Consider the following 22,734-nt stretch of genomic DNA (forward strand, 5'->3'; position numbering starts at 1 on the left):
GTTCGTGGCGTCCTGTTCTTCCGAGAGCTCCCCGGTGATGGCCGGATCCGCGCTGGTGGGTCGATTCTACCGTGGCGATGCAAGGGGGAATGCGGAGGCGGTCGCCGGGGTTTCTGGACTCGTGCCAAGATTGACGCCCGTGACCGCAGCAGCACCCGAAACCGCGCTCGCCCTCGAGACCGCCCCGACGCGCCGCGTCGCGTGGGCGTCGATGGTGGGCACCTCGCTCGAATCCTTCGACTTCTATCTCTTCGCCTACTTCTCGGCGTTCTTCGTCGGCCCGCTGTTCTTCGACCCGCTGGGCGAGTTCGGCGCCACCAGCGCCGCGTTCCTCACCATCGCACTGGCCTTCGTCGTGCGCCCGATCGGTGCGGTGATCTTCGGCTACATGGGCGACCGGCTCGGCCGCCGCACGACCCTCTTGTGGACCGTCGCCATCATGGGCGTCGCGACGGGCCTCATCGGCCTGCTGCCGACCTATGCGCAGGCGGGCTGGCTCGGCGCCGTGCTGCTCATCCTCCTGCGCATCGTGCAGGGGCTGTCGCTCGGCGGCGAGTGGGGCGGCTCGATCCTCATCGCGACCGAGAACTCCGGGCCCGTGAAGCGCGCGTTCTACGCCGCGGTCCCCCAGCTCGGATCCCCCGTCGGCTCGATCCTGTCGGCGACCGTGTTCATCGTTCTGACCGCCGTCCTCCCGGCGGAGCAGATCGCCGAGTGGGGCTGGCGCATCCCCTTCCTCCTCGCGCTCCCGCTGCTGCTGGTGTCGCTGTACCTGCGGTGGTCGATCACCGAGACGCCGGTGTTCGAGCGCGTCGTCGCCGAGGGCCGCCGCGACCGCGTCCCCTTCCTCACGATGTTCGCCAAGCGCCCCGGCGCGATGGCGATCGCCATCGGCGCGGCCCTCCTCGGCATCGGGTCGTACTCGCTGATGAACACCTACACGGTCAACTACGGTGTGGAGCAGCTGGCCTTCAGCTTCCAGGACCTGCTCATCGCGACCACGATCGGCGGCCTCCTTCAGCTCGTCACCATCCCGCTGTTCGGCGCCTGGGCGAGCCGGGTCGGCTCGGCGAACGTCGTCGTGTGGGGAGCGCTCGGCACGCTCCTCATCACGTTCCCGATGTACTTCCTGCTCCAGTTCGCGACGTTCCCGATCCTCGTCGCGACGATGCTCGTCGGCGGGATCCTGCCGACGATGGCGTGGGCGGCGCTCGGGGGTCTGATGAACGACCTCTTCCCCGACCGCTTCCGCTACTCGGCGTTGTCGCTCTCGTACGCGCTCGCTGCGACGATCAGCGGGTTCGTGCCCTACCTGACCTTCGAGCTCGGCGTGGCCACCGGCTTCGCCTGGTGGCACCCCGGCGTGATCCTCGCGGTCATGTCGGCCATCACGCTCGTCTCGGCGTGGTTCGCCTCCCGTCACGCCGTCGAGCCGGAGCTCGCGACGGACCCCGCCACCGCGACCGCGAACGCCTGAACGAGGACGGATGCTGCGGCCCGCGGCATCCGTTCTCGCGACGTCTTCGGGCCTCGCGGTGGCTCGGGAAGGCGGCGCTCCAGTACGGTGAGCCTCGTGTCCGAGGTCGAACCGCCTGCACCGCCGCCGATCGCGATCGCGCCGGAAGTCGTGGGGCTTCGTGCGCGCATCGCCGGCCACGGCGTCATCGAACAGCTGCTCGCGAGTCAGGAGCGCACGGCCGGCAGTCGGCCGCTGGACGACGACCTGCGCTGCACACTCGACCCGGAAGCCGAGAGCTGGTACTCCGGTGCGCTCGGCGAGATCCGGGTGGGATTGATGCTCGCCACTCTCGACCCCGGCTTCACAGTGCTGCACGCCGTGCCGGTCGGCGAGCGCGGCAGCGACCTCGACCATCTCGTGATCGGCCCCGCCGGCGTCTACATCATCAACACCAAGCGGCACTTCGGAAAGCGCGTCTGGGCCGCCGGACACGGACTCCGCGTCGAAAATCACCAGGTTCATCACCTCCGCAATCTCGAGCTCGAGATCAGCAGGACCGAGACGGCCATCAAGGCCGCATCCGGGCTGGCGGTCGACGCCGTCGGCGTCATCGCTGTGGTGGACGCCGCGGCGGTGACCGTCACGGCACCCCCGGAGCTGCTCCACCGCGAGGCGCACGTCATGGACGCGGAGCACCTGGTGGAGTTCCTCCGCGGCCGGCGGCGCGTCTTCAGCGACGAGCAGGTGGCGCGCATCGTCGAGGCAGCGGTGCGTCCCGAGACGTGGACGCCGCTTCCCGTGCCCGCAGCGGACGGCGACCAGTTGCGGCTGCGGTTCGAAGCGCTGCGAGCGCGCGTCGAAGCGGGTGCGCGGGCGAGCGCGGCGACCGCCGTGCCGGCGCGCGCAGTGCCGACAGGCGCCTCACCTCGCCCGGTGTCGAAGCCGCCACGTCGGCCCGCACCGTCGGCCCCGGCCCGCAGCTCGCGATCCCGGCGCAAGCGGCGCCAAGGCCTGGTGGGCCTGTTCGCGATCGCTGGAGCCCTCGCCTTCGCGTGGTGGGGACTGCCGTCACTCGTCAACACGCTCTCGCCCACGCCGCCCGCACCGCAGTTCGCATCGCCCGCCGAAGAGCAGGCGGCGCTGGTGGAGTCCGCCGGAACGGCGGCGTTCGTCATCGACCAGCACAGTGCCGGCGGCACCCGCCCCGAAAAACTCACCCTCACGCCCGGCACGTCGGTGCTGCAGACGCCTCAGGGTGAGATCATCGCGGATCTTCCCGACGGAACCCAGGCGACGTATGCGCCCAGTGCCGATCTGCTCACGTACACCCTGACCTTAACGGGCCCCCAGTTCGGCTCGAGCGTCGCCGTGTCGCCCGAGACGGGCGTCGTGCCGGTCTCGTGACCCCGCCACCGCGACGGCGAACGCCTGAACGAGGACGGATGCTGCGGCCCGCAGCGTCCGTCCCGCTCCAGGTGCAGCTGCACTCCAGGTAGAATCGAGCGACATCCCACACTCAGGCACGCTCACACAGTGCCGCACATATCGCCTCGAGGAGACGCCATGACCGACGCCCGCCCCGCACAGGGTCAGATCCCGGACAAGCCCGCGCTGGAGGGCCTCGAGGAGAAGTGGGATGCCGCATGGTCGGAGCAGGGCACGTACCTGTTCGACCGCGCCCGCGCCGCACAGGTCGGTCGCGCCGGCGTGTACTCGGTGGACACTCCCCCGCCCACCGCGTCGGGAAGCCTGCACATCGGGCACGTCTTCTCGTTCACGCACACCGACCTCAAGGTGCGCTACGAGCGCATGCGCGGCAAGACCACGTTCTACCCCATGGGCTGGGACGACAACGGCCTTCCCACCGAGCGCCGCGTGCAGAACTACTACGGCGTACGCTGCGACCCGTCGCTGCCCTATGACGCCGACTTCACGCCGCCGTTCGAGGGCGGCGACAACAAGTCGAGCCGTGCCGCCGACCAGGTGCCCATCAGCCGCCGCAACTTCATCGAACTCTGCGAGAAGCTCACGGTCGAGGACGAGAAGCAGTTCGAGGCGCTCTTCCGCCAGCTGGGCCTCAGCGTCGACTGGACGCAGACGTACCGCACCATCTCCGACGACACGATCCGCACGAGCCAGCGCGCGTTCCTGCGCAACCTCGAGCGCGGCGAGGCCTACCAGGACCTGGCGCCCACGATGTGGGACATCGACTTCCGCACCGCCGTGGCGCAGGCCGAGCTCGAGGACCGCGAGCAGCAGGCGTCGTTCCACACCATCGACTTCCCGTTCGCGGACGGCTCCGGCGCGATCACGATCGAGACCACCCGCCCCGAGCTGCTGCCCGCGTGCGTCGCGATCGTCACCCACCCCGAGGGCCCGCACAAGCACCTCATCGGCACGAAGGTGCGGAGTCCCTTCTTCGGCGCCGACATCGAGATCCACGGCCACCACCTCGCCCAGCCCGACAAGGGCACGGGCGCGGCGATGGTCTGCACCTTCGGCGACGTGACCGACATCGTGTGGTGGCGCGAGTTGCGCACCACCGACGGCCGCCACCTGCCGAACATGACCACGATCGGCCTCGACGGCCGCTTCCTGCCCCAGGCGCCCTCGATCGTCGCGAACGCCGAGGCGAGCGCGTGGTACGAGGCCGAGATGGCCGGCAAGACGGTGTTCTCCGCACGCAAGGCGCTCGTCGAGAAGCTGCAGGAGACCGGCGACATCACGGCCGTCGGCAAGCCGTTCAGCCACGCGGTGAAGTTCTTCGAGAAGGGCGACCGCCCGCTGGAGATCGTCTCGACGCGCCAGTGGTACATCCGCAACGGCGCACGCGACGCCGAGCTGCGCGACAAGCTCATCGCACTCGGACAGCAGATGTCGTGGCATCCCGATTTCATGCGGGTGCGCTACGAGAACTGGACCAACGGCCTCACCGGCGACTGGCTCGTGTCGCGTCAGCGCTTCTTCGGCGTGCCGATCCCGCTGTGGTACGGGCTCGACGAGAACGGCGAACGCGACTACGACCGGGTGCTCACCCCCGACCTGGCGTCGCTCCCGGTCGACCCGTCGACCGACGTGCCCCCGGGCTACACCGCCGACCAGCGCGGCGTCGCGGGCGGCTTCGACGGTGAGAACGACATCTTCGACACGTGGGCGACGTCGTCCCTGACTCCGCAGCTCGCCGGCGGCTGGGACCGCGACCCGGAGCTCTGGAGCCTCGTGGCGCCGTTCGACGTGCGTCCGCAGGGTCAGGACATCATCCGCACGTGGCTGTTCTCGACGATGCTGCGCAGCGCCCTCGAGGACCACCGCGCACCGTGGGCGGATGCTGCCATCTCCGGCTTCATCGTCGATCCCGACCGCAAGAAGATGTCGAAGTCGAAGGGCAACGTCGTGACGCCCGCCGACATCCTGGCGCAGCACGGCTCGGACGCGGTGCGGTACTGGGCGGCCTCGAGCCGCCTGGGCACCGACGCGGCGTTCGACCCGCAGAACCCCACGCAGATCAAGATCGGCCGCCGCCTCGCGATCAAGGTGCTCAACGCCGCGAAGTTCGTGCTCTCGTTCCCGGTGCCCGAGGGCGCCGAGGTGACCCACGCCCTCGACGCCTCGATGCTCGCGACGCTCCACGGCGTCGTGCGCGACGCGACGAAGGCGCTCGAGAACTATGACCACGCCCGCGCGCTCGAAGTCACGGAGTCGTTCTTCTGGACGTTCTGCGACGACTATCTCGAGCTCGTGAAGGAGCGCGCGTACAACCAGACCGACGCCGGCCAGGCTTCCGCCGCGCTGGCGCTGCGCCTGGCGATGTCGGCGCTGCTGCGGCTCCTCGCGCCGGTGCTGGCATTCGCCACCGAAGAGGCCTGGTCGTGGTTCAACGACGGCTCAGTGCACACGGCCGACTGGCCCGTCGCGCCGGAGGAGGAGTGGGGCGACTCCGCCGTGCTGACCGCCGTGAGCGCCGCGCTGATCGGCGTCCGCCGCGCGAAGACCGAGGCGAAGGCCTCGCAGAAGACCCCGGTCGCCCGCGCCGTCCTGGCCGGCCCCGCGGCGGCACTCGACGCGCTGCGGCTCGCAGAGGGCGACCTCAAGGCCGTCGGCCGGATCGCCGAGATCGCGTACGTGGAGGGCGAGGCCGTCTCCGTCACCGAGATCGAACTCGCCCCGCAGGAGGACTGACATGCAGCTCGGAACACGCTGGACCTCGGGCGACGAGCCGCCGAAGGCCGTCCCCGATGCGTTGGTGCGCGGCATCCGCTCCGTCGACGAGACCATCCCGGCCGATCAGCTCGGTCAGCCGCGCCCGCGCTGGACGCTCACGTGGCTGGAGGGCAAGCCGATCGCGGAGCTCGACACCGGCGTGATCGTGTCGCTGGACGCGGACGGCGAAGCCGTCGTCCGGCACGATCCGGACGACGGCTTCGCCTGAGCGCCGGGCCTCACTCCTCGGGGGCGTTGTGCTGCGACGCCGAGAGGAGCAGCCGCACGGCGACCAGCGTCGCGACCAGTGTGACGCCCGCGGCGATGAGGAACGGCAGCCGCAGGTCGATGCGCGCCACCCAGCCGCCGAGGAGCGTGGCGAACGGGAAGATGCCCCACGTGAAGGTGCGGCTGATGCCCAGCACGCGGCCGAACATGTGACCGGGAACGATCGTCTGACGCAGCGCGCCCCACGGCACGTTCCACACCGAGACGGCCGCGGCCATCAGCCCGTAGGCGATGGTCGCGGTGATCGCCTCGGGCGCCGCCCAGACGGCGGCCAGGCTGACCGCCGCGACGAGGTTGGCGCCCAGCATCACCGCGCCGCGGCCGAACTTCGCCACGAGCGACGCGGCGACGAGCGAGCCGGCGAGCGCGCCGAGGCCGATCCCCGCGGTGACCACGCCGATCCCCGCGGCCGGCACGTGGTGCACGTCGAGGAAGTACAGGTACACCGGCGCCTGGGCGAACGCGAACGCGCAGCCCACGATGGACGTGAAGATCACCATCGAGCGCAGGAACCGGTGGTTCCAGAGGTACACGAAGGCATCGCGAGCCGAGACATTCGGGTGGGCGGGGGTTGCAGCATCCACCTCCGTCTTCTCGGCGGCCTCCTCGGAAGCCGCCAGCGGCTCGCCGGCCGCGACCGCCGCCTCCGCGCGGACCGACGCGGCGCGTGCCTCGCGCAGCGGACGAGCGGCGGACAGCGGAAGCATCACCGCGAGCACGATGGGGATGAGATACCCCGCCGCGCCCACCCAGAGCGGCAGCGCGAGCGAGATCGCGAACAGCACGCCGGCGATGGGCGCCGAGATGAAGCTGTCGATCGTGATCTGCGCTGCCTGCATCCAGCCGTTTGCGCGATCGAGCGCGGGACGCTTCACGACGGCGGGGACGATCGCGTTCGTCGCGTTGTCGAAGAGCGTCTCGCCGAGGCCGAACACCAGCACGCCGGCGAACAGCCACCAGATGTCGAGGGCGCCCGACACGGTGAGGAGGGCGAGACCGACAGCGGCCAGACCGCGGATCGCATTCGCGATCGCCATGGTCCAGCGACGGTCGAACCGGTCGACGATCATGCCGGCGGGCAGCCCGAACACGAGCCACGGGAGGAACGCCAGCGCGCTGATCGCCGAGATCGCGAGCGGGTCGCGCGTGAGGGTGGTGGCGATGAGCGGCACCGCCAGCCGGCCGAGCCCGTCGGCCAGGTTGCTGAAGGCGGCCGCGGTCCAGAGTTTGCCGAAATCGCGGCCGAGCGGGACCCTGCGTGCCCGCCCGGCCGGCGATCCGGTCCGCTCGGCCGTGTCGACGCCCTCGCTCATCGCGGGAGCATCCCCATCGAAGCGAACGCCTCGGCTTCGTGCCGGGCGCCGCTCGCAGCGGCCTGTGCGGTCAGTGCGCGACGCTCCTGGGCGTCGCCTGCCTTCTCGACGCGCGCGACGACGTACGCGTCGAGAGCGGATGCTGCGCGCAGCAGCGCGCGGTCGAATCGGGTGGCGGATGCCCGGAACCCACGTGCCGCGAGTTCGTCAGCCGTGATGGCGGTCATGACTGTCCTCCTAGTTGCGGGAGCGGGAAGAGGTCGGCCCGGATGGTGACGGGGCGGACGTTCTCGCCGGTTTGATTGCGGTAGTTGTCGACGGTCTCGTCGATGAGCGCCATGATCTTGAGCGAGAGCTCCTTGCTCTGCTCGGGGGTCAGACGTGCGGTGGCGGTGGAGATCAGCGTCCCCTCCTGCCACATCTCGTCTTCGCCGCCGATTCCTCGGTTCACGAAGTCGAGAAGCTGGTCGTTGCGGTTGCGCAGGAACTCGTTCATGACCACCTGCGTCGCGGCTCGTCCCGCCGGCGTGGTCATCGCGTCGGGGTTGGCGAAAGACACGCCTCCGACGGGCCGCTCCCACCAGCGCTCGCGCCCGGTGCCGCGGTCCTCGGCCTCACGGATGAGGTCCTGCTTGGCGAGGGCGCGAAGGTGGTAGCTCGTCGAGCCGCTGGACTCCCCCAACCGCTCGGCGAGCGAGCTCGCCGTCTGCGGACCGTACTGGCTGAGGATGTCGTAGATCTTCACGCGGAGCGGGTGTGCCAGAGCACGGAGTGCGCCGGAATCGAGCACGCGATCCTGGTTGTGACGCTCCTCGGCGCGGGCGGCCGCGTCGCCCTGCTGCGGGGTTTCGTTCTCTGACATGCCTCCAGAGTAGTGATGCAAAGACTTCTTTGCAAGCACTTCTTTGCAATTGGTTGTTTGCAAGCGACTCTTTGCAAACATCCCTCGGCATGCCGCGGCGGCGTGACTAGGGTGGACTCCATGCCGAACGACAACCCGCTCCTGTCCCCCAGCACCCTGCCGTACGGGCTCCCCGACTACGCGGCGATCCTCCCCGAGCACTATCTGCCCGCGTTCGAGCGGGCCTTCGCCGATCACACCCGTGAGGTGTCGGCGATCACGCGGGTGCGCTCCATGCCCACGTTCGAGAACACACTGGTGCCGCTCGAAGAGAGCGGTCGCCTCCTCGGCGACGTCGCGCGGACGTTCTACACGGTGTCGTCCGCAGATGCGACGCCCGAGATCCAGGAGATCGAGGAGCAGCTGGCACCGCTCATGTCGGCGCATCAGGATTCGATCCAGCTCGACTCCGCCCTGTTCTGGCGCATCAAGACGATCCATGATCAGCTCGACGAGCTCGACCTCACCCCCGAGCAGCGCTATCTCGTGGAGCGCCACCACACCGAGATGGCCCATGCCGGCGCCGGTCTCGACGACGACGCGAAGAAGCGTCTCACCGAGCTCAACCAGCGGCTGTCCACCCTCACCACACAGTTCGAGAAGAATCTGCTCGCCGACACCAACGACCTCGCGATCGTCTTCGACGACGCGTCCGAGCTCGACGGGCTCTCGGAGGGCGAGCTCTCCGCGGCGGCGCAGTCCGCGGCGGATCGCGGCCTCGAGGGCAAGTGGGTCGTCACGCTCACCCTGTTCACCGGCCACCCGTACCTCTCGAGCCTGACCGACCGTGCGTCGCGGGAGCGCCTGCTCGAGGCGTCCCGTTCCCGCGGCTCGCGGGGCAACGAACACGACAACCGCGCCACGCTGCTCGAGATCGTGCGGCTGCGCGCGGAGCGCGCCGCGCTGCTGGGCTACGACTCGCACGCCGCGTACATCACGTCGGACGAGACGGCCGGCTCGCCCGCCGCCGTCCATGACCTGCTTCGTCAGCTCGCCGCGCCCGCGGCGCGCAACGCCCGTCGCGAGCAGGCCGCGCTGCAGGCGGTCATCGACGCCGACGCCGCCTCCTTCCCTCTCGAAGCGCACGACTGGGCGTTCTACACCGAGAAGGTGCGGGCCGCCGAGTACGAACTCGACCGAGCCGCGCTCCGGCCGTGGTTCGAGGCCGAGCGCGTGCTGCAGGACGGCGTGTTCCGCGCGGCGACCGACCTGTACGGCATCACCTTCGCCGAACGCAGCGACCTCGACGGGTACCACCCCGACACGCGTGTCTTCGAGATCCACAACGCCGACGGCTCGACGCTCGGGCTCTACATCCTCGACCTCTACACGCGCGACACCAAGCGTGGTGGCGCGTGGATGAACTCGATCGTGCTGCAGTCGCGCCTGCGTGGCACGCAGCCGATCGTGGTCAACAACCTCAACGTGCCGAAGCCGGCCGCCGGGCGACCGACGCTGCTCAGCCTCGACGAGGTGACGACGCTCTTCCACGAGTTCGGCCACGCCCTGCACGGCCTCTTCGCCACCGTCACGTACCCGCATTTCGCCGGCACCAACGTCTACCGGGACTTCGTCGAGTTCCCGAGCCAGGTCAACGAGATGTGGATCTACTGGCCCGAGATCCTCGCGTCGTACGCCCGACACATCAACACCGACGAGCCGCTGCCGACAGAGATCGTCGAGAAACTGCACGCCTCCGAGGCGTTCAACCAGGGCTTCGCGACCAGCGAGTATCTCGCGGCGGCCTGGCTCGACCAGGCCTGGCACTCCCTGTCGGTGAACGGCGCCGCGGCCGACATCGACGTCGCGGAGTTCGAGGCGGCTGCCCTCGCCGACATCGGCCTCGACAACCCCGTCGTGCCCACGCGCTACTCGTCGACATACTTCGCCCACGTGTTCTCGGGCGGGTACAGCGCCGGCTATTACTCGTACATCTGGAGCGAGGTGCTCGACGCCGACACCGTGGAGTGGTTCCGCGAGAACGGAGGCCTTCGCCGAGAGAACGGCGACCGCTTCCGCGGGCGCCTCTTGGGCGTGGGCGGCTCGAAGGACCCGCTCGAGGCCTACCGCGACTTCCGTGGACGCGATGCCGAGATCCAGCCGCTCCTCGCACGCCGCGGTCTGGCCGACTAGCGGCGGCTCACCGCAGGCCGAGCTCGCGCGCGAAGTCGCGCACCCGCGCTGCCATGACGGCGGGCACTTCGGCGACCGCGAAGTGCCCGCCTTCGTCGAGCCGCTCGAACACGCGCAGGTCGCGGTAGAAGCGTCGCGCCAGCGCTTCCGGGTAGTCGCCCTCGTGGCGCTGGATGTGGACGGATGCCGGGACCACCACGGGCGGCATCTCGTCAGGCTGGTCGGCGCCCTCGTAGTACGGGCGGAAGGACGTGCCGATGCTCTGGGTCGTCCAGTAGATCATCGCCTCGGTGAGGATGCGATCGCGCGAGATCCTGTCTTCGACGGCGCTGGGGTCACCCGGCGCCGTGTCGCTCCACTCCACGAGCTTCTCGGTCAGCCAGGCGAGCAGACCCGCCGGCGAGTCGTTGAGAGCGGCCGCGAGGGTGTCGGGTCGGGTCGCCTGCACATGCCCGTAGGCACCGTTGGCGCCGCCCCAGTGCTCGAGGCGTGCGAAGAACGCGACCTCGTCCGGTGCGGTGAGCAGCGGGCGCTCGGCCATCGACGGGAAGTGCGAGTGAGTGACCACGACGCCCGCCACCGCCTCCGGGTATGACCCCGCGATCAGGTCGTTGACGTTCGCCGACACGTCCTCCCCGTAGGTCAGGTAGGTCTCGTAGCCGAGCACGTCGGTCATGAGCGCGTGCATGGTCGCGGCGAGCCGCGTCTCGCTCATCGGTCCGTCGGCGTACGGGGACGAGTACGCGAAGCCGGGGAAGCTCGGCACGACCACGTGGAAGTCGGGCAGCAGATCGGCGAAGTCGAGCTGGAGGGCGAAGGTGTGGGGCCAGCCGTGCATCACGAGAAGAGCGGGGGCGTCGGCGCTCAGAGAACGCAGGTGCGCGAAATGGACCGTCGCGTCGCCGATGTCCGCGAGGAACTGCGGGTGGCTGTTGAGCCATTCCTCGCGGACACGCCAGTCCCAGGTGCGCCACGTCGCCACGAGCTCGGAGAGGTACGCGGCGCTCATGCCCGACGCCGGCCGCCGGGGTGCGTCCGGAAGGGGTCGGAACCGATCGAGGCGCTCCCGCAGGTCGGCGAGGTCGGTGTCGGGCACGTGGATCGAGAAGGGGCGGACGCTGGGCATGGCCCGAAACTACTCGGCGGGTACGACACCGTCGCTCTGGATCGCGCCCATCAGCTCGCTCACGCGCCCGAAGGTCGGCACCTCGGCGTTCGCCAGCCCGGTCACGGTGGTTGCGGTCGGCGGATGATGCCGGCTCACCGCCACCACACCGTGGTCGGCGCCCACGATCATCAGGTCGTCATCGTCGAGCCACACCCCGCGGCCATAGCCGAGTCCGTCGTCGGCGTCCGGCGTGACGCGCTCGGTCAGCAGCGCCACCAGCGAAGGATCGACGATGCGTCCGGCCAGAAGCGCCCCCCAGAAGCGGTGCAGATCACTCACCGTGGAGTGCGCTCCCCCGTCGCCCGACCCGACGACGGGCAGTTCGAACACGTTGGTGCGGCCGTCGTCCTTGTATCCCGTGGCGGTGCCGGGCGGGAGCAGGTCGGACCGCGGAAAGCCCGACGCGTCCATGCCGGCGGGCTCGAAGACACGGGTCCGCACGAGATCGGCGAACGGCGTCCCCGCAACGCGCTCCGCGATGATCGCGAGCACGACGTACCCGCCGTTGCAGTACGAGAAGCGCTCCCCCGCGGGGAACTTCGTCGGGAAGCCGTCGAGCATCGGCAGATAGGCCGGTGTCGAGTCGAGTTGCTGCACGGGCACGCTCAGCGGGGCCAGCGCGTCGACCTCTTCGTCGAGATAGTCCCCGATGCCGGACGTATGGCTCAGCAGGTGCCCGATGGTGACATCGTCGGCGATGAGCGGCAGGTCGGCCCCGAGGATCTCTCGCGCGGGAGTCTCCAACCGCAGCAGTCCGTCACCGACGAGGGAGAGCACAGTCAGCGCTGTGAACGTCTTCGTGCCGCTCGCCAGGCCGAATCGCGTCTCTGGAGTGTTCGGTGCACCCGCTGTGCGGTCGGCCAGCCCGATGGCCCATTCGCCGAGCACGTCGTCGCCGCGGCGCGCGCTGATGACGCCGCAGTAGCCTTCGAGATCAGGTTCGACGTCGGCCATGCGTGCGTTCTCGTGCTGGTGCGGCCGGCGTCAGGCGCTCTTGCGCTTCTCTCGCAGCACGAGCGTCGGGGGCGCGCCCTCGTCGACGGCGGCGCGGGTGACGATGACCTTGTCGACGTCGTCGGTCGAGGGGATCTCGAACATGATCGGACCCAGGACGTCTTCGAGGATCGCGCGGAGCCCGCGCGCACCGGTCTTGCGGGCCACCGCGAGGTCGGCGATCGCCTCGAGCGCCTCACGGTCGAACTCGAGCGTGACGCCGTCGAGCTCGAACATGCGGTGGTACTGCTTCACCAGCGCGTTCTTCGGCTCGGTGAGGATCTCCATGAGCGCTTCGCGGTCGAGCGGCGAGACCGAGGCGACCACGGGGAGGCGGCCGATGAACTCGGGGATGAGTCCGAACTTGTGCAGGTCTTCGGGCTGCACGTCGCCGAAGAGGTTGAGGTCCTCGTCTTTGCGATGCAGCGAGGCGCCGAAGCCGACACCGTGCTTGCCGACGCGAGACGAGATGATGTCTTCCAGCCCGGCGAAGGCGCCCGCCACGATGAACAGCACGTTCGTCGTGTCGATCTGGATGAACTCCTGGTGGGGGTGCTTGCGGCCGCCCTGCGGGGGGACCGAGGCGACGGTGCCCTCGAGGATCTTCAGCAGCGCCTGCTGCACGCCCTCGCCCGACACGTCGCGCGTGATCGAGGGGTTCTCGGCCTTGCGGGCGATCTTGTCGACCTCGTCGATGTAGATGATGCCGGTCTCGGCGCGCTTCGTGTCGAAGTCCGCCGCCTGCAGGAGCTTGAGGAGGATGTTCTCGACGTCTTCACCGACGTAGCCGGCCTCGGTCAGCGCGGTGGCGTCGGCGACGGCGAACGGCACGTTCAGGCGCTTCGCGAGCGTTTGCGCGAGGTAGGTCTTGCCGCAGCCCGTCGGGCCGAGGAGCAGGATGTTGCTCTTGGCGATCTCGATCTCGTCGGCGCGCTGCTCGGCCGACTGGATCGTGCCGTGCGCGCGCACACGCTTGTAGTGGTTGTACACGGCGACCGAGAGCGCGCGCTTCGCGTCGGTCTGGCCGACGACGTACTCCTCCAGGAAGGCGAAGATCTCGCGGGGCTTCGGCAGATCGAAGTCGGCCACGACGCCCGAGGACGATTCGGCCATGCGCTCTTCGATGATCTCGTTGCACAGCTCGACGCACTCGTCGCAGATGTAGACGCCGGGGCCGGCGATCAACTGCTGGACCTGCTTCTGGCTCTTGCCGCAGAAGGAGCACTTGAACAGGTCGGCGCTCTCACCGATGCGTGCCATGCCGCTCCTCCTCGTACGTCGGGGCCGAGCCCCCAGCTGTTCTCCGAGCCTAATAGCTGAGGCCGACATGCGGCGGCATTGCGACGCACGTTGTGGAGGACGCGGGGTTCGCGGAGAGAGAACTCGCTCCCGTGGACGCACGGCGCCCCGCCGCCCGATGACCGGGCGGCGGGGCGCTGGACTCTGCGTGATCCGACGCGGAGCGGACTACTTCGTCAGGGCCTGCTGACCGCGCTTGCGCGTGGTGAGCACCTGGTCGACGAGGCCGTACGCGACCGCCTCCTCCGCGGAGAGGATCTTGTCGCGGTCGATGTCCTTGTTGACCTCTGCCTGCGTCTTGTTCGAGTGCTTCGCGAGCGTCTCCTCGAGCCAGGTCCGCATACGCAGGATCTCGGCCGCCTGGATCTCGATGTCGGACGCCTGACCGTGGCCGGCCTCGCCGACCGCGGGCTGGTGGATCAGGATGCGCGCGTTCGGAAGCGCCAGGCGCTTGCCGGGGGCGCCGGCGGCGAGGAGCACCGCCGCGGCCGACGCGGCCTGGCCGAGCACGACCGTCTGGATCTGCGGCGACACGTACTGCATGGTGTCGTAGATCGCCGTCATCGCCGTGAACGAGCCGCCGGGTGAGTTGATATACATGATGATGTCGCGGTCGGGGTCCTGCGACTCGAGCACGAGCAGCTGGGCCATGACGTCGTCCGCCGAGGCGTCGTCGACCTGGACGCCCAGGAAGATCACGCGGTCCTCGAACAGCTTGTTGTACGGGTCCTGACGCTTGTAGCCGTAGGCGGTGCGCTCCTCGAACTGCGGCAGGATGTAGCGGCTGCCGGGCATCTGGAGGCCCTGGGGCGCGAGCGGCGCGCCGCCGAAGGTGGGGGTCTGCATTCCGGGTTCTCTCTCTTTCGCCTTCGGACTCAGCTGTCGGTGGCGGTGCCGCCGCCGCCGATGACGTCGGTCGCGGACTCGCGGATGTGGTCGACGAAGCCGTACTCCAGCGCTTCCTCGGCGCCGAACCAGCGATCGCGGTCGCCGTCGGCGTTGATCTGCTCGACCGACTTGCCCGTCTGCTTCGCCGTGATCTCGGCGAGGCGCTTCTTCATGTCGAGGATGAGCTGCGCCTGCGTCTGGATGTCGCTCGCCGTGCCGCCGAAGCCGCCGTGCGGCTGGTGCAGGAGCACGCGGGCGTTGGGCGTGATGTAGCGCTTGCCCTTGGTGCCCGCGGTCAGCAGGAGCTGGCCCATCGAGGCCGCCATGCCGATGCCGACCGTGACGATGTCGTTGGGCACGAACTGCATCGTGTCGTAGATCGCCATGCCTGCGGTGATCGAGCCACCCGGCGAGTTGATGTAGAGGTAGATGTCCTTCTCGGAGTCCTCAGCGGCGAGAAGCAGGATCTTCGCGCAGATCTCGTTGGCGTTGTCGTCACGCACCTCCGACCCCAGCCAGATGATGCGGTCCTTCAGCAGCCGGTCGAAGACGCTGGTCGCGACAAGTGGTTCGGCCATGTGTACTCCTGTTTCCTTGGGTCGCCATCGAATCTACCGGCGCCCCGCGAACGACCCGCCCGTGTTCGCCCTGGGCAGAGCGCGCACATGACAGAAGAGGACGGATGCCGCGGCATCCGTCCTCTTCTGTCAATCGGTCATGCGATCGGAGCTGGCGTCACTCGGCGTCGGCGGCCTTCTTGGCCGGAGCCTTCTTCGCGGCCGGCTTCTTGGCGGGAGCCTTCTCCTCCGCGGCCTCGTCGGCGGCGGCGGCCTTCTTCGCGGCGGGCTTGCGCGCGGGCGCCTTCTTCGCCGGCTTCTCGGCGGCCGCGGCCTCTTCGGCCTCGATCACGGCGTCGGCGTCGGCCGCGGCATCCGCGATCTCCTCCGCCTCCTCGACGACCTCTTCCTCGTCCTCGGTGGCCACGAAGCCGGTGAGGTCGACGGACTTGCCGTTGGTGTCGACGACGTTGACCTTGCCGAGCGCGACCGCGAGGGCCTTGTTGCGCGCGACCTCGCCGATGATGGCGGGCAGCTGGTTGCCCTCCTGCAGCGCGTTCACGAAGTCCTGCGGGGCCATGCCGTACTGGGCGGCCGACTGCACGAGGTACTGCGTGAGCTCGTCCTGCGAGACCTGCACGTTGACGGTCTCGGCGATCTTGTCGAGCAGCATCTGCGTCTTGAACTGCTTCTCGCTGGCCTCGGCGACCTCGGCGCGGTGGACGTCGTCCTCGAGGCGACCCTCACCCTCGAGGTGGCTGTGCACCTCGTCCTCGATGAGCTGCGGCGGCACGGGGATCTCGACCTGCTCGAGCAGCGTCTCGATCAGCTTGTCGCGCGCGGCGGAGCCCTGCGTGAAGGCGCCCTGCTGCCCGACACGCTCCTTGAGGCTGTCGCGCAGCTCGGCGATGGTGTCGAACTCGCTCGCGATCTGGGCGAAGTCGTCGTCGGCCTCGGGGAGCTCGCGCTCCTTGACGGCCTTGACGGTCACCGAGACCTCGGCCTCTTCGCCGGCGTGGTCGCCGCCGACGAGCTTCGAGCGGAAGGTGGTGTCCTCACCGGCGGTGAGGGAGTCGATGGCCTCGTCGATGCCTTCGAGCAGCTCGCCCGAGCCGACCTCGTACGAGACGCCCTCGGCGCGGTCGATCTCGGCGCCGTCGATGGCGGCAACGAGGTCCAGCTCGACGAAGTCGCCGGTGGCGGCGGGACGGTCGACGGTCACGAGCGTGCCGAAGCGGCCGCGCAGGCGGTCCAGCTCCTCGTCGATCGCGGCCTCGTCGACCTCGACGGCGTCGACCTCGACGGTCGTGCCCTCGAAGGACGGGAGGTCGAACTCGGGACGCACGTCGACCTCGACCGTGACCTCGAGGTCGCCCGAGAAGTCCTTCTCGTTCGGCCACGTGGTGACGTCGGCCGAGGGGCGGCCCAGCACGCGCAGCTCGTGAGCGGCGGCGGCCTCGCGGTAGAAGGTGTCGAGGCCTTCGCTGACAGCGTGCTCGAGCACCGCGACACGGCCGATGCGCTGGTCGATGATCGGCGCGGGCACCTTGCCCTTGCGGAAGCCGGGGATCTGCACGTCCTGCGCGATGTGCTCGTACGCGTGCTTGATCGACGGCTTGAGCTCGTCGGGGCTGACCGTGATGTGCAGCTTCACCCGGGTCGGGCTGAGCTTCTCGACGGTGCTGTTCACCATGCCTGTACTTCTCCTCTATCGGACCGCGCGAAGACGCGGCGGTTGAAGGTCTGGGTTCTGAATTCTGTGGGCCGTGATGTCGGGGCGACAGGATTTGAACCTGCGGCCTCCCGCTCCCAAAGCGGGCGCTCTACCAAGCTGAGCTACGCCCCGGGCGGCTTCGCACGCGTGCGCGCGCCGTTCGGCCCCGAGAAGTCTAGCCGACGCGCCCGTCACGTTCCCCCTGGCGGTTCGGAACGGGATGACCCTCGCGATGTAATACGATTGGTCGGTGCCCGTCCGCGGGCGCACGGGGATGTAGCTCAATGGTAGAGCCTCAGTCTTCCAAACTGATGGTGCGGGTTCGATTCCCGTCATCCCCTCCGAGCCAGAAAGCCCCGATGAATCGGGGCTTTCTTCGTGTCTGCGAGCTGACGCGCCGCCACGCCTACGATCGAGGGGTGACCGAATCGCTTCTCGTACTCGTGGCCAACGCCGGTGACGGCAGCATCAGCACCTTCCGATTCTCCGACGGTTCGCTCGAGCGGCTCGCGGTGACGGAAGGGCTCAACGGATGCTCCACCTTCGCGGTGGACGCGGGGCGCGACCTCGTCTACGCCGGCGTCAAGGGCGAGCCCGCCGGCATCGTGACGCTCCGGCTCGATCGCGAGACCGGGCGGCTTTCGCCGCTCTCCCGCGCAGATCTCGTCGGGGGCGGCATGAACTACCTGGCGCTCACGCGCGGCGGGTCGGGCCTGCTCGGGGTCTCGTACGGCGGCGGGTACGGCATCATCGCGCCGGTGGCCGACGGGGTCGTCGGCGAGCCGGTGTCGCGGATCGAGTTCCCCAACCTGCATTCGGTGCTGCCGAGCGCCGACGGCCGCTTCGCGTACTTCGTCTCGCTCGGCGCCGACCTGGTCGCGCAGTACGCCATCGGCGACGACTTGTCGCTGGAGCCGCTCGCGCCGGCGACGGTCGCCGCGCCGGCGGGCAGCGGTCCCCGGCACCTCGTGCTCAACGACGCTCAGGACGCCGTCTACGTCTTGACGGAGTTCTCGGGCGAAGTGCTGCACTTCGCCCGAGACACCTCCGTCGGAACGCTCGAGCTGCGGGGCGCGGCATCCGTCTTCGATCCCTCCAAGGGACTCGCGCACAGCCGATTCGGCGCCGATCCGCGGTCCGAGCACCTCATCTGGGGGGCCGACCTGCATTTCGGCGCCGGCGGACGCCGGCTCTGGGCGACCGAGCGCACGGAGAGCACGCTGGGCGCCGCCGCCGTGTCGGCCGAGGGATCGGTGGCGCCGGCGACGAGCTTCACGGTGACCGAAGCGCAGCCGCGCAGCTTCGCGATCAGTCCGGACGGCGCCCACCTGGTCGTCGCGGGCGAGCGCTCGACCGACGTCGCTCTCTACGCGGTCGACGAGGATCGGCTCGAGCTGCGGCAGCGGGTCGAGACGGGCGACGGGGCGAACTGGGTGCGGTTCGTCTGAGGCGAGGGCCGCGGCAGGGCAGTTTCACCCAGATCGCGCTATCCGCGCCCGCGCGCCCCACTGTTCCCGGATCGCCCCGGCGCGGCAGACTGAGCGTGGAACTGTTCCATGCCTCCAGGAGCCGCCATGAGCAGCAGCAAGCCGACCCCCGAGCCGGGCGGGCGCAAGCTTCCGCGCCGCCCCGCGTCGGAGCTCGCCGAGAAGTGGACGCGCATCGACGGCGTCGACGTGTTCTACCGTGAGTCGCCGAACCCCACGAAGGACGAGCGCGTCATGGCGCACGTCCACGGCTTCGGTCTCTCGGGCCGCTACCTGCTGCCGACAGCCGAGCGGCTCGCCGACGAGTTCCACACGTACGTGCCCGACCTTCCCGGGTTCGGGCGCAGCGGCAAGCGCAAGGACATGCTCGACATCCCCGACCTGGCGCGTGCCGCCGTCGACTTCTTCGACGACCGCGGCGTCGAGAAGGCGACGCTCGTCGGCAACTCCATGGGCTGCCCCGTCATCATCGAGTTCGCGCACCGCTACCCCGAGCGCATCGATCGCGCGGTGCTGGTCTCCCCCGCGGGCGGGCTGTTCAATCAGCCGCTGCGCCGCGCGATCAAGCAGCTCTCGCAGGACGCGCCGAGGGAGCCGGTCAAGATGGCGCGGGTCGCCGTGCCGGACTACGTGCGGTTCGGCGTGCCGAGCACGATGAGGATGTTCCGCTCGCTCACCCAGTACCCGTCGCTGCAGCGGCTGCTCGAGATGCGCATCCCCACGCTGGTCGTGCTGGGCGAGCGCGACCCGCTCCTCCCCCACGCCCACCGCGTCGACGAGATCGCGAGCCAGACCGACAGTCACGTCCTGGTGGTGCTGCTCGAGGGTGCGGCCCACGCGATCAACTTCAGCCACCCGGGGCAGCTGGCTCACGTCATCCGTCACTTCATGGACGACCTGCCGATCGAGAACGACCCGGCCTGGCCGGGCCACGTGCGCCTGTACGAGGTGCATCGCGGCACGCATCACCCGCCCGCACAGCCCCGCGACTGAGGCCGCTGACGCGTCGACTCAGGTGAGGGGCGTCGCGTTGCGGTGCTCTTCGATGTGCGCGACGTAGTGCGCGCCGTTGCGCAGCAGCCGCGCGCGCTCCTCGACGGTGAGCTCACGGCGCACCTTCGCGGGCACCCCGGCGACCAGTGATCCGTCCGGGATCACGGATCCCTCGAGCACCACCGCACCGCCGGCCACGAGGCATCCGGATCCGATCCTCGCGCCGTTCAGCACGACGGCGCCCATGCCGATGAGCGAGCCGTCCCCGATCGTGCAGCCGTGCACGACGGCGTTGTGCCCGACCGACACGTTCTCGCCGATGACGACGGGACTGCCCGCGTCGACGTGGACCGAGACGTTGTCCTGAAGGTTGCTGTTCGCGCCGACGGTGATCGTGTCGCCGTCGGCCCGGAGCACCGCGTTGTACCAGACGCTGGCGCCGGGACCGAGGATCACTCCCCCGATGACGCGGGCGCCCGCGGCGATGAACGAGGTGGGATCGAGCGAGGGCGTCCTGCCCGCGGCGATGAGGACCGATGCTCCGGATGCGACCGTCATGATCCGACCCTATTGGCCAGCGCCGCCTCGATCGCCTCGGTGTACCACGGGGCGAGCGTGTCGGCGAAGGTCACCGTCAGGTGGTCCTGGTCGCGGTAGATGTTCGCGCCACCGACCACGGGAGCGCACGTCTCGGCGCCGCAGAACACGTCGGTGAAGTCGAGCAGCGTGACGGAGTCGAGACCGGATGCTGCGCCCCGCAGCGGATCGTCCTCCACGAGCACGTCCGACCGGGCGCCGTCGCACTCGGACATGTCGTGGGTGCGGAGGCACTTGTTCGGGTCGGTCTCCCACACCGGGTTGTCGACGACGGTGATGACGGGGATGCCGCGGTCGGTCACTGTGCTCCACGCGTCGCGGTAGCCCGCGACGGCGGCGTCGTACGAGGAGTCGTAGCCCGCCGACGAGTACGGCGTCGTCGCGATCGCCGCGGTGAACACGGCGTCGAGATCGCTGTCGTCGATCGCGTTCTGCACGCGGTCGCGCCACTCGGTGCAGGCGGCGCCGAACGCCCCCGGCGTCGACAGCGGCGTGGCGTTCCAGGGGCACGCGCCCTTGAACCACGTGACGAGCTGCCAGCCGTTCGCCTCCGCCATGCGCTCGAACGTGGAAAGCAGCTGGTACGCGTGGCTGTCGCCGATGAGCGCGACGCGAGGGGCGTCAGGGTCGTCCGAGCCGAAGGTGCACGAGACGGGTCGCGAGTCGGTGAGCTGAACGAAGCAGTTCGGGTTCTCCGGTCGATCGATGCCGGCGAAGCCGGGCGCGGGCAGGATCGTGTCGCCGAAGTCGACGTCGGCGCACGAGGCGTCGAGCACGGACGCCGCGCCGAAGCACTCCGGCGGGTTCTGCTGCAGCTCGGCGATGTCGCGCGTGCCCTGGTTGTACAGCGGCGCATTGACGAACCAGGCGGACGCGGCGACCAGCCCGACCACGACCATCGCGGCGAGCGAGGACCACAGCGTCACGCGGGCGGGGCGCGAGGTGAGCACCTTCCAGCCGCGCGCCGGGTCCTCGACGAACCGCTTCGTGAGCCACGCGAGCACGAAGCACAGCACGAGCAGGGCCACGCGGTGGTAGATCGTGAGGCCCCAGAACGGCACCGACGGCGCGATGACGATGAGCGGCCAGTGCCAGAGGTACAGCGAGTACGAGATGTCGCCGACGAACTGCGCCGGACGGATCGCGAGGATGCGGGTCGGGTACCACCAGCGCTCGCTGTTCGACGCGGCGATGACCGCGGCCGCACCGAGGGTGGGCAGCGCCGCCATGTAGCCGGGGAACGGCGTCTGGGCGTCGAACGTGAAGGCGACGTAGAGGAGCAGCAGGATGCCGCCCCAGCCCAGCACGAAGCTGCCGATCGCGTTGCGGACCCGCAGCATCGGCACAAGCGCGATGAGTGCCCCGACCCCGAACTGCCACATGCGACCGAACGTCACGAAGTATGCGGGCGCCGGGTTCGTGATCGTGAACACGACGCAGAAGACGAACGACACCACGGTGACGACGGCGAGCGTCGTGATGATCGCGCGACGCCGCGCGCCGCGGAAGAACTTCACGCCGATCCACGCGGCCAGCAGCATGAGGAGCGGCCACATCACGTAGAACTGCTCTTCGAGCGACAGCGACCAGTAGTGCTGCACCGTGGTCGGCGCGCCGGCGTGGTTCAGGTAGTCGGCGGAGTTGAGGGCGAGGTACCAGTTCTCGACGTAGAACGTCGACGCGAGGATCTCGCGCACCTCGTTCGGCAGCGCCGACGTCGGCATGAGATACGGCGACATCACGACGACCGCGCAGAAGAGCAGGACGAGGAGGGATGCCGGGAGCAGGCGTCGTGCGCGACGCGCCCAGAACTGGCCGAGCTTCACCGTGCCGGTCGCGGTGAGCTCGCGCATGAGGTGCGCCGTGATGAGGAAGCCCGAGATCACGAAGAAGATGTCGACGCCGATGTAGCCGCCCGTGAGGCGGCCGGGCCAGAAGTGGTAGAGCACCACGCAGAGCACGGCGATCGCGCGCAGGCCCTGCACGTGCGGGATGAAGCGCGAGGGCTCGGCGTGCTCGGGCGAGCGGTCGCGGGGCTCGCGGGTCACGGTCTTGGCGGGAACGCCCAGATGCTGCGGTCCGAGGTCGTGATCGGCGGAAGGCACGAATCGACGTTAGCCGCTGTCGTCCCGCCCGCTCGCACCGACGCCGCGGATTCCCCGGTTTAGCCCAGCCTTCTCTTGCTTGCGGAATGACTTCTCGTGAGTAGCGTTGCAGTCACTGGAGGGCCGAACGATGGAGACGAGAGATATGACGAACACCCAGACCACCCCCGCAACCGCAGCGAACCCCGACGTCGCCGCCGCGACGGCGCAGTTCCTCACCCCCGTCGTCCTGGGCCTGCAGGCCCTGGCCGTGAACGGCAAGCAGGCGCACTGGAACGTGCGCGGCGCGAACTTCATCGCGATCCACGAGCTCCTCGACTCCGTGGTCGCCCACGCGCAGGCCGGCGCCGACCAGGCCGCCGAGCGCATCGTGGCACTGGGGCTCCCGATCGACGCCCGCGTCGGCACGGTCGCCTCGAAGACCTCGACGGCCGTCCCCGCGGGCTTCACGCAGTGGGACGCGCTCATCCGCAACGTGATCTCCGACATGGACACCGTCATCGCGGACGTCCAGGCGGCGATCGACGGCCTCGACGAGTTCGACCTCACGAGCCAGGACATCGCGATCGGCATCAAGGAGTCGCTCGAGAAGGACCGCTGGTTCCTCTTCGCGCACCTCGCCGAGTGATCCTGCCCGCA

At 69.4% G+C, this 22,734-nt stretch carries 19 protein-coding genes and 2 tRNA genes; 9 read left to right on the forward strand and 12 right to left on the reverse strand.

The window, feature by feature from the left end; genetic code table 11:
* Nucleotides 1–139: 139 nt before the first annotated feature.
* From ACFC1I_RS03525 to ACFC1I_RS03540, 4 genes are all read left to right on the forward strand, one after another.
* Nucleotides 140–1,477, forward strand: a complete 1,338-nt coding sequence (locus ACFC1I_RS03525; protein ID WP_376006474.1) for an MFS transporter — start codon at nucleotides 140–142, stop codon at nucleotides 1,475–1,477.
* A 96-nt stretch (nucleotides 1,478–1,573) separates the two neighbouring features.
* Nucleotides 1,574–2,863, forward strand: a complete 1,290-nt coding sequence (locus ACFC1I_RS03530) for a nuclease-related domain-containing protein (RefSeq protein ID WP_376006475.1) — start codon at nucleotides 1,574–1,576, stop codon at nucleotides 2,861–2,863.
* A 159-nt stretch (nucleotides 2,864–3,022) separates the two neighbouring features.
* Nucleotides 3,023–5,638 (forward strand): valine--tRNA ligase, encoded by a 2,616-nt coding sequence (valS, locus tag ACFC1I_RS03535; RefSeq protein WP_376006476.1) that lies wholly within the window; start codon nucleotides 3,023–3,025, stop codon nucleotides 5,636–5,638.
* 1 nt (nucleotide 5,639) lies between these two features.
* Nucleotides 5,640–5,888, forward strand: a complete 249-nt coding sequence (locus ACFC1I_RS03540) for a hypothetical protein (protein ID WP_045302758.1) — start codon at nucleotides 5,640–5,642, stop codon at nucleotides 5,886–5,888.
* Between the two features lie 10 nt (nucleotides 5,889–5,898).
* Here ACFC1I_RS03540 and ACFC1I_RS03545 read toward each other — a convergent pair whose 3' ends face one another.
* Genes ACFC1I_RS03545 through ACFC1I_RS03555 form a run of 3 tightly spaced genes read right to left on the reverse strand, consistent with a single transcriptional unit; the run spans nucleotide 5,899 to nucleotide 8,122 of the window.
* Complete coding sequence (locus tag ACFC1I_RS03545; protein WP_376006477.1) at nucleotides 5,899–7,260, reverse strand: MFS transporter; 1,362 nt, start codon at nucleotides 7,258–7,260, stop codon at nucleotides 5,899–5,901.
* Entirely contained in the window at nucleotides 7,257–7,487 is a 231-nt protein-coding gene (locus ACFC1I_RS03550; protein ID WP_376006478.1) for a hypothetical protein, read from the reverse strand. The genes ACFC1I_RS03545 and ACFC1I_RS03550 overlap by 4 nt, the downstream gene beginning before the upstream one ends.
* Nucleotides 7,484–8,122: an ArsR/SmtB family transcription factor gene (locus ACFC1I_RS03555; RefSeq protein ID WP_376006479.1), complete on the reverse strand. Its 639-nt coding sequence runs from the start codon at nucleotides 8,120–8,122 to the stop codon at nucleotides 7,484–7,486. The genes ACFC1I_RS03550 and ACFC1I_RS03555 overlap by 4 nt, the downstream gene beginning before the upstream one ends.
* Nucleotides 8,123–8,242: 120 nt before the next feature.
* On the opposite strand from ACFC1I_RS03555, the gene ACFC1I_RS03560 reads away from it, so the two are divergent.
* Nucleotides 8,243–10,294: a M3 family metallopeptidase gene (locus ACFC1I_RS03560; protein WP_376006480.1), complete on the forward strand. Its 2,052-nt coding sequence runs from the start codon at nucleotides 8,243–8,245 to the stop codon at nucleotides 10,292–10,294.
* 7 nt (nucleotides 10,295–10,301) lie between these two features.
* Here the strand turns inward: ACFC1I_RS03560 and ACFC1I_RS03565 are convergent, their stop codons facing one another.
* The 7 genes from ACFC1I_RS03565 to ACFC1I_RS03595 all read right to left on the reverse strand — a co-directional run bounded on the left by ACFC1I_RS03565 (nucleotide 10,302) and on the right by ACFC1I_RS03595 (nucleotide 17,045).
* Entirely contained in the window at nucleotides 10,302–11,420 is a 1,119-nt protein-coding gene (locus ACFC1I_RS03565; RefSeq protein ID WP_376006481.1) for an epoxide hydrolase family protein, read from the reverse strand.
* 9 nt (nucleotides 11,421–11,429) lie between these two features.
* On the reverse strand, nucleotides 11,430–12,416 hold the full coding sequence (locus ACFC1I_RS03570) for a serine hydrolase domain-containing protein (protein ID WP_376006482.1): 987 nt from the start codon (nucleotides 12,414–12,416) through the stop codon (nucleotides 11,430–11,432).
* 30 nt (nucleotides 12,417–12,446) lie between these two features.
* Nucleotides 12,447–13,715 carry an ATP-dependent Clp protease ATP-binding subunit ClpX gene (gene clpX, locus ACFC1I_RS03575; RefSeq protein WP_116193219.1) on the reverse strand — a complete coding sequence of 423 codons (1,269 nt, stop codon included), beginning with the start codon at nucleotides 13,713–13,715 and terminating at the stop codon, nucleotides 12,447–12,449.
* Between the two features lie 207 nt (nucleotides 13,716–13,922).
* Nucleotides 13,923–14,600, reverse strand: a complete 678-nt coding sequence (locus tag ACFC1I_RS03580; RefSeq protein WP_376006483.1) for an ATP-dependent Clp protease proteolytic subunit — start codon at nucleotides 14,598–14,600, stop codon at nucleotides 13,923–13,925.
* 29 nt (nucleotides 14,601–14,629) lie between these two features.
* On the reverse strand, nucleotides 14,630–15,220 hold the full coding sequence (locus ACFC1I_RS03585; protein ID WP_376006484.1) for an ATP-dependent Clp protease proteolytic subunit: 591 nt from the start codon (nucleotides 15,218–15,220) through the stop codon (nucleotides 14,630–14,632).
* 157 nt (nucleotides 15,221–15,377) lie between these two features.
* Nucleotides 15,378–16,892 carry a trigger factor gene (gene tig / locus ACFC1I_RS03590; protein WP_376006485.1) on the reverse strand — a complete coding sequence of 505 codons (1,515 nt, stop codon included), beginning with the start codon at nucleotides 16,890–16,892 and terminating at the stop codon, nucleotides 15,378–15,380.
* Nucleotides 16,893–16,971: 79 nt separating this feature from the next.
* A tRNA-Pro gene (locus ACFC1I_RS03595) sits at nucleotides 16,972–17,045 on the reverse strand.
* A 138-nt stretch (nucleotides 17,046–17,183) separates the two neighbouring features.
* Here ACFC1I_RS03595 and ACFC1I_RS03600 point away from each other — a divergent pair.
* The 3 genes from ACFC1I_RS03600 to ACFC1I_RS03610 all read left to right on the forward strand — a co-directional run bounded on the left by ACFC1I_RS03600 (nucleotide 17,184) and on the right by ACFC1I_RS03610 (nucleotide 19,393).
* Nucleotides 17,184–17,254: transfer RNA gene (locus ACFC1I_RS03600), tRNA-Gly, on the forward strand.
* Nucleotides 17,255–17,332: 78 nt separating this feature from the next.
* Complete coding sequence (locus tag ACFC1I_RS03605) at nucleotides 17,333–18,361, forward strand: lactonase family protein (RefSeq protein ID WP_376006486.1); 1,029 nt, start codon at nucleotides 17,333–17,335, stop codon at nucleotides 18,359–18,361.
* Between the two features lie 126 nt (nucleotides 18,362–18,487).
* Nucleotides 18,488–19,393, forward strand: coding sequence for an alpha/beta fold hydrolase (locus ACFC1I_RS03610; protein ID WP_376006487.1), 906 nt, complete (start codon nucleotides 18,488–18,490; stop codon nucleotides 19,391–19,393).
* An 18-nt stretch (nucleotides 19,394–19,411) separates the two neighbouring features.
* On the opposite strand, the gene ACFC1I_RS03615 is transcribed toward ACFC1I_RS03610, so the two are convergent.
* Nucleotides 19,412–19,951 (reverse strand): gamma carbonic anhydrase family protein, encoded by a 540-nt coding sequence (locus tag ACFC1I_RS03615; protein ID WP_376006488.1) that lies wholly within the window; start codon nucleotides 19,949–19,951, stop codon nucleotides 19,412–19,414.
* A complete protein-coding gene (locus ACFC1I_RS03620) occupies nucleotides 19,948–22,095 on the reverse strand; it encodes an acyltransferase family protein (protein WP_376006489.1) in 2,148 nt (715 codons plus the stop codon). The genes ACFC1I_RS03615 and ACFC1I_RS03620 overlap by 4 nt, the downstream gene beginning before the upstream one ends.
* 145 nt (nucleotides 22,096–22,240) lie before the next feature.
* Between ACFC1I_RS03620 and ACFC1I_RS03625 the strand changes: the two genes are divergently transcribed.
* Nucleotides 22,241–22,723, forward strand: a complete 483-nt coding sequence (locus tag ACFC1I_RS03625; protein WP_376006490.1) for a Dps family protein — start codon at nucleotides 22,241–22,243, stop codon at nucleotides 22,721–22,723.
* Nucleotides 22,724–22,734 lie beyond the last annotated feature (11 nt).

Origin of the sequence: Microbacterium sp. NPDC056044 (genome assembly GCF_042267145.1) — a bacterium.
Taxonomy (GTDB): domain Bacteria; phylum Actinomycetota; class Actinomycetes; order Actinomycetales; family Microbacteriaceae; genus Microbacterium.

What these genes read in the sequence shown, in the direction of transcription:
- valS (WP_376006476.1), top strand. Translation starts at nt 3,023, where the DNA reads ATGACCGACGCCCGCCCCGCACAGGGTCAGATCCCGGACAAGCCCGCG.
- tig (WP_376006485.1), bottom strand. Translation starts at nt 16,892, where the DNA reads ATGGTGAACAGCACCGTCGAGAAGCTCAGCCCGACCCGGGTGAAGCTG.
- ACFC1I_RS03555 (WP_376006479.1), bottom strand. Translation starts at nt 8,122, where the DNA reads ATGTCAGAGAACGAAACCCCGCAGCAGGGCGACGCGGCCGCCCGCGCC.
- ACFC1I_RS03580 (WP_376006483.1), bottom strand. Translation starts at nt 14,600, where the DNA reads ATGCAGACCCCCACCTTCGGCGGCGCGCCGCTCGCGCCCCAGGGCCTC.
- clpX (WP_116193219.1), bottom strand. Translation starts at nt 13,715, where the DNA reads ATGGCACGCATCGGTGAGAGCGCCGACCTGTTCAAGTGCTCCTTCTGC.
- ACFC1I_RS03550 (WP_376006478.1), bottom strand. Translation starts at nt 7,487, where the DNA reads ATGACCGCCATCACGGCTGACGAACTCGCGGCACGTGGGTTCCGGGCA.
- ACFC1I_RS03545 (WP_376006477.1), bottom strand. Translation starts at nt 7,260, where the DNA reads ATGAGCGAGGGCGTCGACACGGCCGAGCGGACCGGATCGCCGGCCGGG.
- ACFC1I_RS03565 (WP_376006481.1), bottom strand. Translation starts at nt 11,420, where the DNA reads ATGCCCAGCGTCCGCCCCTTCTCGATCCACGTGCCCGACACCGACCTC.
- ACFC1I_RS03560 (WP_376006480.1), top strand. Translation starts at nt 8,243, where the DNA reads ATGCCGAACGACAACCCGCTCCTGTCCCCCAGCACCCTGCCGTACGGG.
- ACFC1I_RS03610 (WP_376006487.1), top strand. Translation starts at nt 18,488, where the DNA reads ATGAGCAGCAGCAAGCCGACCCCCGAGCCGGGCGGGCGCAAGCTTCCG.
- ACFC1I_RS03540 (WP_045302758.1), top strand. Translation starts at nt 5,640, where the DNA reads ATGCAGCTCGGAACACGCTGGACCTCGGGCGACGAGCCGCCGAAGGCC.
- ACFC1I_RS03615 (WP_376006488.1), bottom strand. Translation starts at nt 19,951, where the DNA reads ATGACGGTCGCATCCGGAGCATCGGTCCTCATCGCCGCGGGCAGGACG.
- ACFC1I_RS03570 (WP_376006482.1), bottom strand. Translation starts at nt 12,416, where the DNA reads ATGGCCGACGTCGAACCTGATCTCGAAGGCTACTGCGGCGTCATCAGC.
- ACFC1I_RS03585 (WP_376006484.1), bottom strand. Translation starts at nt 15,220, where the DNA reads ATGGCCGAACCACTTGTCGCGACCAGCGTCTTCGACCGGCTGCTGAAG.
- ACFC1I_RS03625 (WP_376006490.1), top strand. Translation starts at nt 22,241, where the DNA reads ATGACGAACACCCAGACCACCCCCGCAACCGCAGCGAACCCCGACGTC.